Here is an 18,182-nt window from a genome sequence, read left to right on the forward strand (position 1 = left end):
TAAATCCCATGAGGAGCAACCATTTGCCCACTATTTCCTTTGCAAAACCACATCATCCAGCGAGCCCTCTTTGTCTATTACCCTGGCAGCCTTGCCTTTAAGATATTTATCGAAAAAATCAACCAGCAGCGCATTCATCACGCTCTCCATCCGATCCGGATCTATGGCGCCAAGCAAGGCAACTTCGACCTCTTCATCGCCAATTTTGCTTTTCGAAATCAGATTCTCCGCCATAATCTCGCTGTAATCGGTAAAATTGCTGTGAGTGCTGTTTAAAATCGTTGCTAAATAAGCTTCGCTGACCGCATTTTGAAAAGGAAAGCTGAGATAATGCCCCGCAAGCGGGCTGTCATTTTGCAGCAAAAGCACGGGCTTATTCATCGGCCTATGCCACATTGAGCTATAGCAAAAACCATCCAAATTCGCAATGGCTTTGACCCGCTCAGATACGAACGCCATATTTAAAGCCGCGCTTCCTCCGAAGGACATGCCGAAGACGCCAATCTTTTCAGCATCAATATGGCTGTAAAACGCAGCATTCTCCTGCTCGGCATCCGCCAAAAAATGCTCAAGAGCAGTAAGGCTATCCGTCACCCACAGTTCATTGCGAGCGATCATATTGGGCTGGCTATCAATGATTCGCTCATAGTAGTCATGATGCTCCTCGAAGCTCGCTTCTTTCCCTTCTCCACCGAGCCATGCTGCGTATGTCCGGAATATCTCCACGCCTTTTGTCGCGTCCGCGACCACAGCCTCCGGCAGCCCGCTCACATCAAACTTCGATATGCTGCCATCAGGCAGCTCATAAGACCCATCCCCCAAATGCCCGATGCTGAGCACGATATAACCGTGGGACGCAAGCTCCTCGAACTGAACGGTGTTAGCTTCACAAGAAAGGCAGTAGCCATGGCTAAAAAGCAGCAGCGGATGCTTGCCGTCAGCAACGGGCGCATTCATATAGGAATTCGTTTCAATGCCGCTCGTGCCGGGCAGAATCTCTTTCCTTATATATTTTTTCAAGCGCCCTTCCTGAGTCTCTCCTGCTGGATAAAAGCATAGACAAGGAATCAATCGTTTTTCATCCTGTTGTTCATCCCGTTCATACTCATAATATAAGCTAGAGCAGCCTACGTCATAAGCCCCGCTAGGTTTTCTGAGCTTGTGTTTCTCTTTGATTTTCATCGTTTTCCCCTTTCGGTATGAAAAATGGCGGAGCTGCAAGCTTTGGACTGCAATGGCAGGTAGAAAGCGACCACTCACACTATCTATTCAGTCGTTCCTCATCCCTCAAACCCACGCATCATTCGCGTATCCGCGTTGTTCCCAATAACCGACATGCTCCCCTTCGATCAGTTCAATGCGGTTCAGCCATTTGACCGACTTGTAGGCGTACATTTTCGGCACAATGAGCTTAACCGGGCCTCCGAGATCGCTTGGAATCGGCTTGCCGTCGTGCATGACCGCGACCATCACATCGTCCATATCCGCCTGCTCCAGCGTCAGCGTATCGGTGTACACGCCGTCGCCGGAATAAAACTTCACCGTCCGCGCTTTCGTCTGAACGCCTGCGGCTTTTAGCAATTCCTTAAGCGGGATGCCCTCCCACGTATTGTTGTAGACGGACCAGCCCGTCACACAATGAAAATCGCTCACCTGCACCGTCCGCTTCAAAGCGACAAATTGCTCCCAATTCCACTGCAAGCGCTGATCAACCAAGCCATCAATCGTAAACGACCAATTGCTATTGTCGAATTTCGGAATCGGTGTCACCGTATATACGCGGAAATTCCCTTTTGCCCCGCCGCCCGTAGGCGGAAGCGAAGCCGGGAGCGGCTGCGGCGCAGGCAGCAGCTGATTGTCATCCTCCGCAACGAATTCGTCCAGCGACTTCGTTCCGCCAAAGCCTGTCCCAAGCGCCCCGCCAAGCCACTTGAGAAAAGAAGGCCCTATCGCAATCGCGATCCCCGCGCCCAGCGTCCATTTTATAACCTGTCTCCGTGAATATACGGCCTGCGGCCCTGCCGCTGGGTGAATCTCTTCCTCATGAACCGGCTTTATCGTACGACGATGGGGCTGCTTGAGCCATTTTGTCCGCGTAATGGAATGGTAGATAATATAAGGCAGACCGATCCAAGTGAGCAAATCATGCACGAGCAGCGCTGCGTTCGATATTCCGGGCCCTACTAGTCTAAACTGCCACAGCAATACACCAGACAAAAACCATCCCGCGAGCAGCGCCAGCACGACGATTACATTAAATTTTTGCCACGGCTTTTCCTTTATTTGCTTCCAGTGCTTAGCGGCAAGAAATAAGTAATAAACGACGGGCAGAAGCGAAGCGATGCCAACGACGATATGGAGTCCTTTTAGCCATACGCGGCCTTCGCCCAGAAATCCGCGCCAAAAACCGCCCAGCAGCATCAGTCCCGTCAATGCCAAAATGACAACGATCCAGCCATTCCATGCGTGGAGCGAAACCAGCTTTTTCCCATAGCCCTTGCGCAAACGCTCAATGAATGAACTCATTTGAAAACGTCCCCTTCCCAAGCTCCATATGTATAACTAAAATGTGCGGCTTTTCATTCTCGTTCTCATTCTCATTTTCGTTCGTCCCAGCCTTCTTAATTCTATTATAACGCCTGACGCACAACATTACGAAACGATGGGCCAAGCATAGCAATCTGCGCTAAACAACTAGCAACGAAGTGCTTACAAAAATATCAACCGCTGTTTTTAGCATGAGCCTGCTCTTAAGTAAAATAAATAAGGCCTTGCTATAAGGCGCAATTTAAGATACATTATTAATTAATTAATCAGTTATTTAATTAATTAAAACTTCGTTTAAAGAGAGGGGAATCCATTTGGCTAGACCCGTCAATGAAGAAAAAAGACTGGAGCGGCGCAAACGCATCCTAAAAGAAGCGGTTATCCTGTTTGCAGAAGGCGGCTATTCTAATACCACAACGGCCATCATTGCGGAGAGGGTGGGCGTGACTCCTGGAACCATTTTTCAATATTTCGCTAGCAAAGAAGCTTTATATTACGCCGCCGTCCTTGAGCCGCTTGCTGATATTCAGCTGAAGTCGCTTGCTTGTCTCCAACAAGAGGGGACACCGGGCGCATTGATTAAGAACATGGTGAAAGAACAATTCAACGATATCTATTCCTATACCAATGAATTGCGGCTTGCCCAATCTGTTTTAGGACAACGAACCAGATTTCCTGAACTTACACAGAAGGTTCTTGAAAGCATAAAGGTCATGACCGATGCGATCGAATCCGTCTATGCCAAGGGTCAGCTACTGGGAGAGTTCGACAAAAGCTTTTCTCCAGCAATGATCTCTCGCAGCTACATCTCTTTCTTAAATGGAGTGGGCTTAACTCTTGGAGAAAATATTATCCATCATCCCGAGTGGGAAAATCTGAAGGGGCATGCCTATTATTTGTTCGCCCCCATACAACCTAGAGAATAACTGGAGGAGTCAGAATGAGCCAACTATCCTTACAACCGGATCATACAATTAATGTGCGTGTGAAAAAACGGAAGAAAATTTTATGGAGCCTAGGAATTGCGCTTTTGCTTGTGGCGGCTCTTGTATTTTTTATCTCTTATAAAGTAGTAGACACTTTGCTGCACCATCCTAGAGACACTAATGTCAGCTACGAATTGAATATCGAGAAAACTCCCTTCGAAGAGGTCGAGTTCCCAAGCTTGAAAAATGATAATACGATTAGAGGCTCCTTTTTTCCTGCAAATAATCTTTCTGGTGAAGCAAGCAATAAGACCATTATTGTCGTCCATGGCTATACGAGCAATCGTTTAGTTAAAGGGCGGACCCCAAAGCTAGTAGAGCATTTCGTTCCGAAGGGCTACAATGTATTGGCATTTGACCTCAGCTCGCAAGGAAATTCCAATGGTGATTTGATTACACTGGGCCTCAATGAAAAATACGATCTGCTAGGAGCTGTAAGCTATTTAAAATCCAGAGACCATACGGGTGATAGCATTGGCGTTATCGGCTTTTCAATGGGTGCTGCTACTTCCTTGCTAGCCGCAAGTGAAAGTGATGACATTAAAGCCGTCATTGCCGATAGCCCTTTTCGTAATGCTGGTCTATTTTTGAGAGAAGGTTTGCCTTTCTTTTCAGGCTTGCCTGCGTTTCCATTCAGTTATACATCGACATGGATGGCAAATTGGGCCTTTAACGTTGATCTAGACTCCATATCACCGATGGATGCGGTAAAAAAGATGCAAAACAAGCCCGTTATGCTCATTCATGGTACAGGAGATCAGCAAATTAGTTATAAAAATACGGAAGTGATTTTCGAGTCCTTAAAAAATAATCCAAGTGCAGAAGTATGGTACCCGCAAAATACGGAGCACATCGATGCTATTAACCATTACCCTACTGAATATTTTCAAAGAGTAGATCGCTTTATGGATGAGTATTTAGGGAAATAAAATACCCTTCCTTATATAGAAGCAAGGTACAGACTCCTCAAGAAATGGAGAAGAGCTGTACCTTGCTTTTGTTAAATGGGCTTTTAATGGTCTCTGGGCATTCTATGAAAAGACGACATGCAGCTTTTATGCAAGCAAAAGAGTTCCTAATTCAGCACCTTTATTGCTCACAAAGAGCGCGAACGGGACGCATATTGCAAAATAGCGGCGGCTGCCCGTTCCCGGCGCTCTACATCTTCACTCTGCATCGCCAGTCTTAAAATGTCCACCGCTTCCCTTATTGTCGCATGATCTATGGCAAAAGTCTGCTCACTCTGTCCGCCGCTTTCCCCAGCACCGCTCAACCAGAGCTCCATCTGCCAATCGGTTACGGGATGCTCGTACATAGCGGGAAATTGCCCTTCGGCTATAAATGACTTTAGCTCTGGGGCGGCCATGGCTTGCGGCAAGCTTTTGAGCCAGGTCACACCTCTTCGATGGCAGCTGCCGTCCTCCCTATTATCCGCGTCCAACACATAATAATAGTCGCCCAAATCGCCAAAATGCACCTTGTCCCCATCCACTAGAAGCACATAATCGCCATCAGCCATCACTTCCACGAACAAACGAAGCTCCACGATACGGCTAACAAGCGCCGCACCCTCCAGAGCATCGGCCTCAATCAACCGTGCCTTGCACGCTTCCTCGTCGAATGGCTCCAAATTTCCAAGCCCCGGGCCATACAAGCAAACGAAGTTATCCTCCAAAAACGCCTTGCTCCGGCTTATTCCGCCTACATCCGCTTGCATCACAAACAACTGCAGCCTGCTCACCTCCGCTTCATTCTCTTTGAGCCTATTATATCTTTTTATCCGCTTCAGGAAAAAGCCGCTCAAACTAGGGCGTGCATGAAAACGTAAGTAAATCCTATCTAATAGAAGCCGGCGTCAAACGTATCGTCTCTCCAACCACGCTTCTACTGGGAATGTCACACCTCATATTTGTAGATTTACGTACCAAGAGGCAGCATTATCTTCTTAGTTTCAAGGGTTTTATATTGCGGCTTGCACAAATATAAATTTGGCGGACACAGCAGCACCTATTTTAACAGAAACAGGGTTAAACCACAGTTCGCGGACTCAGGAGCAGCTATTTCGCTGCAAATGCCCATTTTGCTGGGATAATGAGGGCAATAACGGATCTCCTGTCCGCTTACGGCCTGAAATCGGTTCAAAAGCCAGAATAGCGGAACCTCAGTCCGCCAAAAGCATCAAGTGCCTCGAGCTGCCGGGAATCAGCAACAGTAACAACAACAATCACAAGTTGCGGTTCACAAGCCTTGAATCGGCGGATGTGATTGCCCTTGAATCATGGCGAACCTATTGAAGTTAACCAACGACCTCTGCTGGGAAAAATAAATCCCGCGCGTTCCCCATCATACGAGGAAGCGAGCGGGATTTTAGAGCCTGCAAGCTGCGATGCTGACCTGTCTTGCCGATTATCCTTGAAGCATGGAGCCTATAGGCACATGCTTGCTTAGTTCTGTTCCGAGCATGCAGTCTATCGCCGCATTCTTGCTTATTTCTGCTTCAAGTATGCGATCTACTGCCCTATTCTTGCTTATTTCTGCTTCGAGAATGCAGCCTATCGCAGCATTCTCCTGCTCCTAAAGCTTCAGCAGCTTGAAAATCACAGCTGCTGCCTGCGCTCTCGTCGTCTGCCCTTGCGGACGGTAGCTGCCGTCTTCGAAACCGTTCACTAAGCCCGCCTGCTGCATTGCGCTGACGGCCTCCTGTGCGAATCCGCTAATGGACTGCTCATCTGCAAAGGAAGGGAAAGGCTTCGTGCTTGCTGTGCTTTCCCATGCGATCTGCTCCGTTGCACGGGCCAAAATAACAGCCATTTCCTCGCGCGTAATCGCGTCATGAATGCCAAACGTCCCATCTGGGCGCCCTTTCACGAGGCCCAGCTTCTCTGCCGAAGCAACGGCCGCTTCATACCAAGCGCCCTGCAACACATCCCGCAGGCTGCTAGTCGCCTGCTCGTCAATCAATTCGAGCGCGCCCAGCAGCAGCTGGACGAACTCCGCTCGCGTGACAGCCCGCGCCGGCTCAAACCTGCCGCCGCCCGTTCCGCTCACGATTTCGCGCGCTGCCAGCGCTTCAATCATCGTTTGGGCCCACTTCGCTTGGCCCAAATCTCCAAAAGCCACATCCGCATAAGCGATCGCATAGCGGCTGAAATGCTCCGGCTGGAAGCGAACGACTCCAGCCGCCTCATCAACCTTCACGTTGCGCACGACTTCCATTGCGCCGCCCTCGCCTACATAATAGACGACGACTTTGTGCGCTTTTTCGCCTGCTTTTAGCGTATATGCAAGCTCCACCGTTACTGGCGCATTCTGCTTCTGCCCAAAGGCATGAATTTCCTTGCCGTCTACACTCAGCTTGAAATCATAAACGGGGTGATCGCCTAATTTCGTCTTCACATTAGCCGGCAGCTCCGCAGCTGCCACTTGGACGGCTTCCAGCGTTAATTTCTTGGTGCCTGCCGCCACAATTCCCCCGGCCTTCGTAATATCCACTGTAATCTGCACAGCACCCGCCTGTACGATGATGAACCGTACTTTTGGCTGATCCCCTGCCAGCATCAATTCCATAGGAATCTCCACTTTCGCTCCTGCCACGGCTCCCGCCTTGCTCGGCTCAAGCTGAATATGCAGCGCATTAGCCGATTGCAGGCTAGCTAGCGCTTTCGCCATATCGCTTGTGCTCAGCTGCGCCTGCAGCATGCCGCTCGCATCTGCTGTCACCTTCACGGTTAGCCCGTTTGCGCCAGCTTCAACGCTCGTGCCGCTGCCCGTCGATCCCGTACCTGCTCCGCTCGACGTACCGCCACCCGTTCCACCACCCGGCGTACCCGGATCTGTTCCACCACCCGGCGTGCCCGGATCTGTTCCACCACCTGGTGTTCCCGGATCTGTTCCACCGCCCGGTGTTCCCGGATCTGTTCCACCGCCCGGCGTGCCCGGATCTGTTCCGCCACCCGGCGTGCCCGGATCTGTCAGCGTCTTCGCCGTCAATACGGCTGATCTATCCGATTCGCCCGCAGCGTAAAGGGCGGACACCTGATAAAAATAATCCGTATTGGCGCTCAGGCCACTATCCGCATACGATGCTGTGCTGATTGGCTGGGCATTTACCAGCACGTAAGGCCCATTTTCAGCCGTCGCACGATAAACGTTGTAGCCGCTCACGCCAGCTAGCGCTGTCCATGCCAGCTCAATCGCTTTGCCCGTCGCCGTGTTCACTTTCAGGCCAACCGGCGTCTCCTTCGTCGGTTCCACCTGAACCATCGTCCCATACACCTTCACCTCGCCAAACTGCGGCGTATACCAGTTGCCTGGATTGTTGCGCAGAACGGCATCGACCATCTGCACCCTTACGTACCTTGCTTTGCCGCTCAGCTTATCGGAGGTAAAGCCATAGGTTTTATTGTCCGTTTTGTCCAGCGCCGTTGTAAAGGTAACGCCGTCCAAGCTCGTTTCGATTTTGTATCTGTGATAGCCCTCCGAGCCATTATGCAAATACCACGAAAGCTGAATGTTCGTCAGGCTGTACACATCGCCAAGATCAACCTGCCACCATGATGGCCAGCTGTTATTCGCTGCGATCCAGCTTGTCGTGTAATCGCCATCGTTGGCGTAGGTGGCCGGACTGTTTTCCAGCTCGCTCTTCGCTATGGCTGGCTTGCCCTGCGACAGCAGTTCGCCGTTTTGCTCGGGAACGACTTCGCCCGTTGCCTGGTTGTAGTACACTTTTTCATAATAATCATATTTCGCATAGCCATTGCCCAGTGTAATCGGCAGCCAGTGCTGCTTCGCCTCGCCCGCCCCTGCTACCCAGCGGTTCGCCATATTCACAAAGCTGATCCCCGCGGAGCCTTCCATTTTCCAAATAAAGCCGGATTGCGCCGAGAAGTTCGAATTATTGCCGATTCTGCGCAGGTCCGTCCAAGGCCCTGCAAGCGAAATGGCGGAAGAATACATGCCCTTGCTCGGGTACCAGCCTGCCGCCTCAGAGGTGAACAGGTAATAGTAGCCGTCTTTCTTAATGAGCGAAGGAGCCTCCCGATGCTTGCCCTCATATACCTTGAGCACGACGCGCTCTACCGACAAATAGTCCGCAGACAGCTCATAAATAAACAAGTCCGCATTCGTGTTGCCCGAGGAAACGATATAGCCTTTGCCGTCATCATCCTTGAAGAAGGTAATATCGCGGGAATCGTTGCCTGCCGGACGCACACTGCCATGGAACGTCAGCACCCCGCCGGGATCGCCGGACAGCACCGCCGCTCTGCCGAGCGAGTAGTCCTTATTATTTTCATAATGCAGCCAAATGACGATTTTGCCCGTTGCTTCGTTGTACGTGAAATTCCACGCCTCGAATTTGCTAGCCGCAAGCTCTGGATGAGAATCGCGGGTCAGCACCGTATCCACGAACGTCCAGTTGACTCCGTCTGCCGATTGATGCAAATTCACCTGCTTGAATCCGTCTGTATCTGATACATATTCATAATAGTAATACAGATTTCCCAGCTTCAAAAAGCCGTCATGCGTAATCGTTGGCGTGTGCGTCACATTGCCCGCATCGTCAAGCCATACGTTTTCCTTCGTATTGTCATACGCAGCCAAATCAGCTGATGCAATAAATGTCCTCGCATGTGCGGACTGCGAAAGCTCCGAGCCGCCGCCCGGATGGGTCGCCTTCACCTTATAAAAATACGTTTTGCTGACCGCAAGCCCGTTGTCGTCATACGCCATCGCTCTTCCGTTATACACCTGCTCATACGTGCCGTTTTCACTTTCCGAACGATATAGCGTGTAGGCCGTTGCACCCGGCACGCTTTGCCAGTTCAGGCTGATGGTCGTAACCTCGGCAGCAGCCGATGTTTTTACAGCAGTCGCCAGCAAACCTTGCGGCACATCCAGCTGCATGTCGGACGAATAAATTTTCACCTCATGCAGGCCTCGGTACCAGGTAACCGGCTTATCGGCGTTGTTCGTATGTCCAAACTGCCCCAAAATCGTCAGCTTCACATATCTGTATTTGCCTGTAAGCTTGTCGCTGTTGAAGGAAGGCGTCTTATTGCCGCTCTGGTCAATAAGCAGATCATACTGCTGATCATCTACGCTGCCTTCCACTTTATACGTGTAATAAACCTCCGAGCCATTCCACTCTTTCCAGCTCAGATCAATGCGGCTCAAATCATATTCCCGCTGCAGATCGACCCGCCACGTTGTCGGGAACGAGGTGCTGCCAGAATCGAAGAAGTTATCATTGCCGCCATCATTGTTCGTATCCTGAAAATACATCCCGTCATTCGCCATCGTCGCCGGGTTGCTGGACGCTTGCGAGCTCGCCACTACAGGCTTGCCCTGCGACACAAGCAAATCGGTCGCCGTCTCAAAAAGTCCCGTCGCCGCATTCAAATCCAAATCTCCGCTGTTCGTAATGGATGCGATGCCTTTATCCATTTCTAGCGGCAGCCAAATATATTGCGAGTTCATCAATGCCGACGGATTCCAGCGGTCACCTACATAGACGTAGGAGGTCGTTTCGCTGCCGTAGACGCTGAGAATGAAAGACGGCTGCGTGTAATACGTCGCCGGATCACCGAATCGCTTAAGCTCGGACCAATCGCTAAGGCTGTTAATCGACTTGGCGCTTGAATAGTAGCCTTGATTCGGATACCAGCCGGACTGCCCCGAAGTGAACAAGTAGTAGTACCCGTCCTTCTTCACAACGGCTGGCGCTTCCCTTCTGACACCCGGGAACAGCGTATACATATACTTCTCCGTGTACAAATAATCGTCCGTCAGCCTGAACACATTCAGGTCGGCGTTATTGTTCGAGGATGCGAATAAATACGCGCTGCCATCGTCATCCTGGAACAGCGTAAAGTCACGAGCCTGCATCGCCCCCGGCTGGAAACGATTCACGTACTTGTAATCGCCGTCTACGGTGTCGGATACGGCTACGATCATATTCGCCTGATTGTAGTTGCCCGCTTCCTCCCAATGTCCCCATAACACATATTTGCCTGTTTTTTCGTTGTACAGCACTTTAGGCCGCTCGATTTTTGCAGACGCCAGCTCTGGATGGGAGGCGGTTGTCAGCACATTGTTGCGGAACTCCCAATGCTTGAGATCCTTGGATGCATATACCGAGACGCCTTTCAGCACCGCCGAATTATGCCCTTTATCCTCGCCGAACCAATAATACGTGTCCGCTACTTTGAGGATATAGCCGCCGTGAGCCTGAATCATGCCGCCCTCGTCATCAAACCAGTATTCGCCGTTGCGAATAACGTCTGCTTTGCCAGTATTGTCCTGCACCTTAATATCTGCCTTGATGCGGGTAGACGTGCCTGTCACGGTTCCCTCAGCCTTGAAGCTGCCCACACCTGCATAAGCGGAAGGAGCGAGGGGATCCCACTGGACAGGAAGCGTCGTATACTGATTGTTCGTATAATCGATTTTCACCCGATCCGGGAGCCTTGGCGCGCTGCCCTTTTCCGTATAGATCGTCATGATCGGATCAAGCGTCCTCGGTACAGATAGGCCATGTACTAGTCGGCTCCAAGCCGCTTCATCGATGCGCTTGAAGCTGCCCGCCAGCGCACCGGACGGGAGCGTATAGGAGCTAGCTGCCTCCTGCGTCCACACGCCCGCCACATCCGTAGCGGAAGCTAGCGTCCACGCGCCGCCTGAATACGTATATTTCAGCCATTTATCTTCTGAATTCAGCTTGAACGTATCGGCTCCATCCGCGATAGGCGAAACGAATGCCGCGTTCGTGCCCAGCTCCGTCCAGCTTTTCCCGTTGCGGCTCACCGCATAATGCAGCGTTTCCGTGCCGCTGACCAGCTTGTTATAAGCAAATAAATAAGCGGTATTTGCATCCTGTTCCAAAATTTTAACGTCGAACACTCGCGTTTTCGATACGCTGCCGCGCGTAATGGTCGCCGTCAGCTTAACGAGCAAATCTCCTTCGCCAATAGCGGGACGGCTAACCATGCCGTCTGGGCGCAGATTAACCGGATGATCCGACTGCCACGAAATTCTCGTGCGGTTCGCCCCTGCATCCGGCAGGCTGAGCTTCGCTGTCGCCCCATCGGCATGCGCGACCGCAAGCGCGTCCTTGTCGTTGTCGACCGCTGCCTCGTCTGACAAATCTGCCAGCACCTTGAGCTGGAACAGCTTCGTGTCTGACGCATTGCCTCGTTTAATCGTCACAGTCAACGTTACGTCCACGTCTGGCTGTCCAAAGGCAGGACGCGTGACCTTCCCAGCCCTATCAACAACTGCCGGCTGGTCAGATTCCCATGCGAGTGTCGTGCCGTTAGCACCTTTAGCTGGCAGCGCAAGATCGGCCATCACCTTGGCCAAATCGCCGGGCAGCGTCACAGCCGCCTTATCTGCCGCTACTTTAGCCTGATCCTCCGGATACGTGAACAAGGCCACCTCCTTCGGACCCAACGCCCGATTGAACACATAAAAATCATCGATTTTGCCATCAAAATACGGATCGGAGCTAAACATCGAGCGGCCGATATAGTTCAGCGTCGTTTGGCCCAAATCCTTAGGCTTCAGCGTCATATTCGCATTGCGCCCCACCTCTACGCCGTCCACGTACAACACGCCTGTAGAGCCCGAAAGCGTCATCGCATAATGAACCCAGCGATCAGTTGCCTGCTGTGCAGGGCTGACGCCGACAATTTGCTCGCTGCCGCCATTTTTCAAGACGAATCGCGACTCATTAGCGCCCGTTGCTGGCGTAAAGAATATATAATTGTTCGTGCCGAGCCCGATATCGAACACACGAGTCCACTGCTTGAGCGTGTCCTGCTTCACCCAGAAAGCAAAGCTGACCTCGTTCAAATCCTTCAGCATGCCCGCAGGAAGCGATACATAGCCATTCGAGCCATTGAGATCGACGGCTCCGCCCGATCTGCCGGTTGTCCAAGATGCCCCGCCGGTAAGCGTTGCTTTACCCTGATTGCTGCTGGCGCCAAGCGGCGATACCTGCGTCCCTGACGTTTCATTGAACGGGTAAGCCGCTACTATGCCCGGCAGCAATTCTGGAGATGCCGGCAGTACCAGCACCGTCGTCAGCGAGATGGTAGAAGAAACAACCTCATACTTGTTGACCTCCGCTGCAACCTGATAGTAATAGGTGACCCCGGAAGCCAATCCCTTGTCCTCATAGTGCTTATCTGTTCCGACATACACTGGAGTAAAGCCCGCGGCCGCATCGGTCGAGCGGTACACACGATAGGTAGCTCCCGTTACCGTACTTTCCCAGCTAATCGTTGCCGCGGAAGAAGTGATGCCCGTTGCCTGCAAATCGCTCGGAGCCTCCGGCTTCGGGCTCGGAATTTGCCAGATGCCTACATCATCCAGCGCGCTTTTTTCCCAGCGGGAGCGGAAGCCCGCTTTCCCTGACGTAAGGGAAGTATCTGTTACATTAAAAATAAGCTTATCATCCACGTAGGCTTTCATTTTGCTGCCTTCGACGATTATGCGCATCGTGTACCATTGGTTCACATTAATTGTAATCGGATATTCTCCAAGCGTTGTTGTAGTACCGCCTACCCGTTTGGATAGGGAGAACCGATTATCCCCCAGCTGGAACATATAAAAATTGTTCACATCGCTGTATCGTGCCAAAATGCCGGGAAACGCTCCCGCAGCCACTTTTTTCACCTTGGCCTCGTACACGTAGTCGCTGCCAATATCCTGATTGACGGATGCAATGGCCTCGTCCCCCGCGCTTACGTACAACACCTGATTGCTAGCCGAAGCCGGATCAGCTGCTGCTTTAATAATGCTGCTGTTATTAACTGTCCACCCTTGCAAATCTCCATCCTGAAAATCATCCGTAAACAGCGGTTCGTTGGCAACAGCTGCTGCCTCCTGAGCGACGAGCAACTGCTGCTCTTCCGCTCCTCCTTGTCCCTCTTGCGACTCCCCTGTTTCACTTTGCTGCTGCGATTGTTGAATTCCTTCTGCTGTAGTTACCGTTTCTTCTAAGGCCAGCGCAGATTCTGCCGATGCCGTTGCCGTATAGACAGGCATGATCCCAGGCAAAACGATCATCAGTGCCAGCATAAGCTTGGATAGTGCAGCTATGGATTTTTTCAATTGCGACCCTCCCCAATTTTTTTCACGTTGACCTTCAACCCAGATAAATGGTAAGCGCTTACAATTGTTGGAGGAAGAGAATGCCTTTCCCCCAACCCGGCGCCTTCCGGTCTGTATTTAGCTTAGCCCAATGCTTGTACAACCCGGAAGAGCAACAATACAAGCCTAGTGAACAATGTGGCGTTTTCACGACTGAACTATTTTAACTTTGGTGAACTCTTGAAGTATGTTGTACAGCCTTTCCCATGTTACTATAATATGGCTTCTATCAGCACTCTGTTTATTAGGAGGAAAATGCCTTATGAAAGCTGTAAACGCCACAAAAGAAGATATACAGAGCTGGCTGGCACTGGCTTCCGAGGTCGAGCATCTTTTTGGCCCAATGGTAGACAGCCCCAAATTCCTGCAAGCTTTGGAGAAGAACATACAGCAAAATCGTGCATTTTGCGTAAGAGAAAAGGATGGTCCGCCAGGTGCGCGCTTGCTAGGGGGCTTGTTATTTTCTTCATCACAGGCCCCTCTCTATAAAATTGGCTGGTTGTCTGTAGCAAGAGAAGCCAGAAGCAAGGGGGTCGCAACTTTGCTGCTAAATCATATTTTGATGTTAATCCCGACATCATCAGAGCTGACCGTCACGACATTTGGCGAGGATGTATTAGAGGGTCTGCCCGCAAGAAGGCTCTACGAGAAATTTGGATTTGTGCCTTTGCCATTGGCCATACCGGCTGGGCCAGAAGGCGGCTCACGGCAAATGTTCAGGCTGGCCATCAGCTCCTGACGGGCTGAGACAAAAGCGCATAAAAAGCAAAAAAGATCACCCTCTCCTTCCGTGAGGTGTGATCTTCTTTTTGTCTGCTTAAGCGTACAGCGTCATCCGCTTCATCTGGTCAGTACTATCGGGCCTGAGCGGGTAACTGCGACGGTATGCTTGACATGCGCTGTCGCAAGTCCCGGCTCGACACTAGCAGCGTCACCCGCCAGTGCGCCTAATCCCACAATCAAATCAATCGTCAAAATCATGCCTTCTGCCAATAGCTCCTCCGGCTGCTCCACCGGGCGCATCTCTCCCTGCTGAAGCCGCTGGAGAATGCCATGGACCGCAATATCCGGCATGCTGTTCATGACCAGACAGCCCGACTTGGCCGCCGAAGTATGGATAGCCACGATGATATCTCCGGCGCTTTTGCCTACTCTCGCTTCGGCAATGCCGCGATTCAGCGTGTGCTGCGCCGTGCGCAGCAGCTTGCGTGCCAACGGGGACGGCTCACCTATTGCATACGTCCAGGCAAATTCAGCTGCTCCGCCATCCACCCCGGCTATCATTTCGATTTTGACCATATCACCGCTGGACAGAGGAGCCGTTCCGGGAAATCCTCCCCGCAGCATGCCGTTTACCGAGGCATAAATGGCGAACGGATAACCTTTGCGCCCCTTATAGGCCGGAAATGCCCCTCTCTCCAGCATGAATCGCTCCGTAAACCGCTCAATCTCAAGCGTCGTCACCCCACAGGTAATCCGCTTTGACAGCTCCTTGTGGCATGCAGCTATAATGCTCCCTGCATGCTGTACATACTGCTCTTCCATGCCAAGCGCAAGCTTCGTCAGCATATCCAAACCTCCCTCCTCTATTCACCATATTCGAGGAGCAAAGCGGTCATTCTCACGAATGTGAACAAATTATGGATTGCGGTGTTTTCTCTCATTCCCTTCAAACAAAAGGGCCCTATTCCCCTTGAAGGGAATAGAGCCCGTATAACCATGCGATTAGCCGACTGAGGAGTTGAGCTTGCCCATTTCATCTTCCACCAGCAATGTTAATTCTTCCTCGTAGCCGCCGGTAATCCGGTACTTTCGAATGTAATCCCTAACAAATTTGCGTGAATCCTTGGGTTGGAAAATTCTCGTTAGTTCTTTCAGGCTTTCCTTGACTTCATTCTGGCTGTGCTTCGCCATGAAATCTCCTCCCTTAACGTTGGATGGTCGTCCTAAACAACAAATTCCGAGAACACATTCGGCTAAAACACCGCCGGACTCCCATCGGTCAAGCGTCACCATGGTTTGATGATTCAAAATGTTTGAACTTTTCTTACTATTATAACATTTATGCTACACTTGGGAAAGCATGCATTTGACGGTCTCGTCCACCAAGCGTATAATTTATGCGAAATCAGCGCTAGTCAGGCGTCCTGTCCAGACGTGAATCACGCTCCTCCTCACCAGCGGAAGCCTCGTCAGCACTAGCATGACGCTCTATGGATGAACGGACAGAAGCTGCGCTCCGGTCTTTATGAAACATTCGTAAATAGGCGACAACTCCGAAAATAGCGACCGCAATACCGAATGACAGCACCAATGCAGTGACCCAGCCCTGAACCATTATCCCAACTCCTCTCTGATAAGGTGAAACGGCTGTCGCTTGCCCTTGGCCGCGAAGCGCGTTTCAGTCCGAAAAATATAGAGAAAGGATCACGTTAGAATATCCTTTCCTATATTTTAAGGTGAAACGGCTGTCGCTTGCCCTTGGCCGCGAAGCGCGTTTCAGTCCGAAAAATATAGAGAAAGGATCGCGTTAGAATATCCTTTTTCTATATTTCAAGGTGAAACCTATATATGCTTATAATCTTACATATCGGCAAAAAGCCGCTTGTTTTCAAGCTACAGATATTTCCAAATATAGGTTACATTATAGCGAATATCCAGCCTAGCTTCAACTGTCCTAGGAACGATCTTGCCTAGCCAAACCATAATGTAAGCCCTTTCTTTTATTTGGCCGAAAAAACCTCCGCTTCCACACTTTCCTCGGAACGAAGGCTCGGCCTCAAGCATCCTATAAGTCTTAAGCAGCAGCCGGAGCCTGTTTGCCGCAGCTATGCAAAGTCCGGCATAATCTCCTGAATGCAATCCGGCGACTCGTACGCTTCATTGCCTACCGCATTCGTTACCGGATATGCTCTGAGCTGATACGATTCCAGCGGGTCGAGATGCTTGCGCAGCGAACGGAAATCATGAATGCGCGGATTGAGCCAATCTTCCAGCCCTTCCTCGTCGAGCACGATGGGCACGCGCGGCTGCCAGCCGGATAACGCACCTGAAGAATTAGCCGTAATCATCGTAAATGCGCGTACTTCCTGTCCCTGATAATTTTTCCAGGCATCAAAGAAGCCCGCTACTCCAAACAATCGCTGGCTCGGCACCACAATATGCATCGCCCGCGGCTCGCGCTCCTGGCCATACTGCTGCCAGCCAAAGAAGCCGCTGCACGGTACAACACAACGCTGCCTGCGCAGCATCCGCTCGAAAAACGGCTTTTCAGACAGCCGCTCGCAATCCGCATTTACGGAATCCTTCGCCCAGAACGGAAACAAGCCCCATCTGGCATCCTGAAGCGTCCGCTCGCCTAAACGGTCATTCATCACAATCGATACCGACTGGGTCGGCGCTATATTAAACCTTGTCACATCGCAATCAATTACATTCCCAACCTGAAACGAGCGAACCAAATCATCGACACTTGCCTTTACCGAATAACGTTCAATCATCTGTATATCCCCCTCGAAGCTGTGCGGGCAAGCTTTCCGCAACGCTCAAAATATCGTCTTGCCCATTATTTGCATAAGAGGAGGGTTTTTATTCGCTTCTTGGCTTAATTTGTCGTAAAACGCTTGCGGAATTTAAGCGGCGGCATTCCGGTATGGGAGGCAAACAGCCGCGAGAAATGCGGGGTTTGCCGGAAGCCCGTTTCCTCCGCGATGCGGGCGATCGTCCAGTCTGTCTTAATAAGCAGCAGCTTCGCCTGATCCAGCCTATAGTAGAGCAAATATTGCTGCGGCGTACAGCCGAACACCTCGGTCATACAGCGCGTAATATAATTGGTATGCAGCTGCAGCACTTCGCTGAGCATGCCATTGCTGATCGGGCTGCGGTAATTCATTTTCAAGTAGGCAGCTGCACGCTCCGCCACCGATACGCCTGCTCTGGCAGCATCCGAACGCCAGCCTTCATCGAGCATTTGCAGCAAATGCAGAAAACGCTGCTGGCGCTCCCAAAATGCACCATGCGACGAGCTTTGCGCGGCATCATGCAGCTGTCCGAAAATGAGCTTCGCTTCGTCTGGATAGGACAGATGGATTTTTTTCGGCAGCCGAATAGCATACGTATAATAATCTCCCCGTAAGGAGCCCGATTGACTCCCCTCTGTCTCTTCCCATGCACCCACCGTTTGAAAATGTACCCAGTCAAACACGGTCGTCTCCTGGCAGGGCTGATACGAATAATGATAGCTGTCCGGCCGCAAAATTAGCACATCCCCAGGGCCCAGCAGCCATTTACGCTCCCCTTCCGAAAGATGCAAAGCGCCTTCATGGACAAACAGCATATCGAATACGCCAATATTGGTCCGGTTCGGATGTTCCTCACCCGCTTGATACGTCCTGCGGTTTGATTCTATAAAAAAGGGCAGCGGCGGCGAACGAAACGTTAGCAGCAGTTCCTCTGACACGACAATCTCTCCTTGTGCAACTATGTAAGTTAGTATTT

12 protein-coding genes are annotated in these 18,182 nt (G+C 51.1%); 3 read left to right on the forward strand and 9 right to left on the reverse strand.

Annotated features, from left to right (window positions below):
• Nucleotides 1–30 precede the first annotated feature (30 nt).
• Together ASF12_RS07635 and ASF12_RS07640 are read right to left on the reverse strand one after the other, a co-directional pair.
• On the reverse strand, nt 31–1,182 hold the full coding sequence (locus ASF12_RS07635) for an alpha/beta hydrolase family protein (protein WP_056031728.1): 1,152 nt from the start codon (nt 1,180–1,182) through the stop codon (nt 31–33).
• A gap of 105 nt (nt 1,183–1,287) precedes the next feature.
• Nucleotides 1,288–2,526, reverse strand: a complete 1,239-nt coding sequence (locus tag ASF12_RS07640; RefSeq protein ID WP_056031731.1) for a molybdopterin-dependent oxidoreductase — start codon at nt 2,524–2,526, stop codon at nt 1,288–1,290.
• A 335-nt stretch (nt 2,527–2,861) separates the two neighbouring features.
• Here ASF12_RS07640 and ASF12_RS07645 point away from each other — a divergent pair, with 335 nt between their 5' ends.
• Complete coding sequence (locus tag ASF12_RS07645) at nt 2,862–3,473, forward strand: TetR/AcrR family transcriptional regulator (protein ID WP_056031734.1); 612 nt, start codon at nt 2,862–2,864, stop codon at nt 3,471–3,473.
• A 14-nt stretch (nt 3,474–3,487) separates the two neighbouring features.
• Nucleotides 3,488–4,462 (forward strand): alpha/beta hydrolase, encoded by a 975-nt coding sequence (locus tag ASF12_RS07650; protein ID WP_056031738.1) that lies wholly within the window; start codon nt 3,488–3,490, stop codon nt 4,460–4,462.
• Between the two features lie 167 nt (nt 4,463–4,629).
• Here the strand turns inward: ASF12_RS07650 and ASF12_RS07655 are convergent, their stop codons facing one another.
• Both ASF12_RS07655 and ASF12_RS07660 read right to left on the reverse strand, forming a co-directional pair.
• Complete coding sequence (locus tag ASF12_RS07655; protein ID WP_056031741.1) at nt 4,630–5,274, reverse strand: hypothetical protein; 645 nt, start codon at nt 5,272–5,274, stop codon at nt 4,630–4,632.
• An 833-nt stretch (nt 5,275–6,107) separates the two neighbouring features.
• Nucleotides 6,108–13,646 carry an immunoglobulin-like domain-containing protein gene (locus tag ASF12_RS07660; RefSeq protein WP_056031745.1) on the reverse strand — a complete coding sequence of 2,513 codons (7,539 nt, stop codon included), beginning with the start codon at nt 13,644–13,646 and terminating at the stop codon, nt 6,108–6,110.
• A gap of 301 nt (nt 13,647–13,947) precedes the next feature.
• Between ASF12_RS07660 and ASF12_RS07665 the strand changes: the two genes are divergently transcribed.
• The gene (locus ASF12_RS07665) at nt 13,948–14,424 is read left to right on the forward strand and encodes a GNAT family N-acetyltransferase (RefSeq protein WP_056031751.1); all 477 of its coding nucleotides are present in this window, start codon (nt 13,948–13,950) and stop codon (nt 14,422–14,424) included.
• Nucleotides 14,425–14,525: 101 nt separating this feature from the next.
• On the opposite strand, the gene ASF12_RS07670 is transcribed toward ASF12_RS07665, so the two are convergent.
• From ASF12_RS07670 to ASF12_RS07690, 5 genes are all read right to left on the reverse strand, one after another.
• Nucleotides 14,526–15,254 carry a M24 family metallopeptidase gene (locus ASF12_RS07670; RefSeq protein WP_056031754.1) on the reverse strand — a complete coding sequence of 243 codons (729 nt, stop codon included), beginning with the start codon at nt 15,252–15,254 and terminating at the stop codon, nt 14,526–14,528.
• Between the two features lie 156 nt (nt 15,255–15,410).
• Complete coding sequence (locus ASF12_RS07675) at nt 15,411–15,599, reverse strand: hypothetical protein (RefSeq protein WP_046229494.1); 189 nt, start codon at nt 15,597–15,599, stop codon at nt 15,411–15,413.
• Nucleotides 15,600–15,819: 220 nt separating this feature from the next.
• A complete protein-coding gene (locus tag ASF12_RS07680) occupies nt 15,820–16,023 on the reverse strand; it encodes a hypothetical protein (protein ID WP_056031757.1) in 204 nt (67 codons plus the stop codon).
• Between the two features lie 490 nt (nt 16,024–16,513).
• Nucleotides 16,514–17,185: an SOS response-associated peptidase gene (locus ASF12_RS07685; RefSeq protein ID WP_056031760.1), complete on the reverse strand. Its 672-nt coding sequence runs from the start codon at nt 17,183–17,185 to the stop codon at nt 16,514–16,516.
• A 104-nt stretch (nt 17,186–17,289) separates the two neighbouring features.
• Entirely contained in the window at nt 17,290–18,144 is an 855-nt protein-coding gene (locus ASF12_RS07690; protein WP_056031763.1) for a helix-turn-helix transcriptional regulator, read from the reverse strand.
• Nucleotides 18,145–18,182: the final 38 nt, after the last annotated feature.

The organism is Paenibacillus sp. Leaf72 (genome assembly GCF_001422685.1).
Classification (GTDB): Bacteria; Bacillota; Bacilli; order Paenibacillales; family Paenibacillaceae; genus Pristimantibacillus.

Coding starts and splice junctions, on each gene's coding strand:
- ASF12_RS07635 (WP_056031728.1), bottom strand. CDS start 1,182: ATGAAAATCAAAGAGAAACACAAGCTCAGAAAACCTAGCGGGGCTTAT.
- ASF12_RS07675 (WP_046229494.1), bottom strand. CDS start 15,599: ATGGCGAAGCACAGCCAGAATGAAGTCAAGGAAAGCCTGAAAGAACTA.
- ASF12_RS07685 (WP_056031760.1), bottom strand. CDS start 17,185: ATGATTGAACGTTATTCGGTAAAGGCAAGTGTCGATGATTTGGTTCGC.
- ASF12_RS07680 (WP_056031757.1), bottom strand. CDS start 16,023: ATGGTTCAGGGCTGGGTCACTGCATTGGTGCTGTCATTCGGTATTGCG.
- ASF12_RS07670 (WP_056031754.1), bottom strand. CDS start 15,254: ATGCTGACGAAGCTTGCGCTTGGCATGGAAGAGCAGTATGTACAGCAT.
- ASF12_RS07665 (WP_056031751.1), top strand. CDS start 13,948: ATGAAAGCTGTAAACGCCACAAAAGAAGATATACAGAGCTGGCTGGCA.
- ASF12_RS07640 (WP_056031731.1), bottom strand. CDS start 2,526: ATGAGTTCATTCATTGAGCGTTTGCGCAAGGGCTATGGGAAAAAGCTG.
- ASF12_RS07650 (WP_056031738.1), top strand. CDS start 3,488: ATGAGCCAACTATCCTTACAACCGGATCATACAATTAATGTGCGTGTG.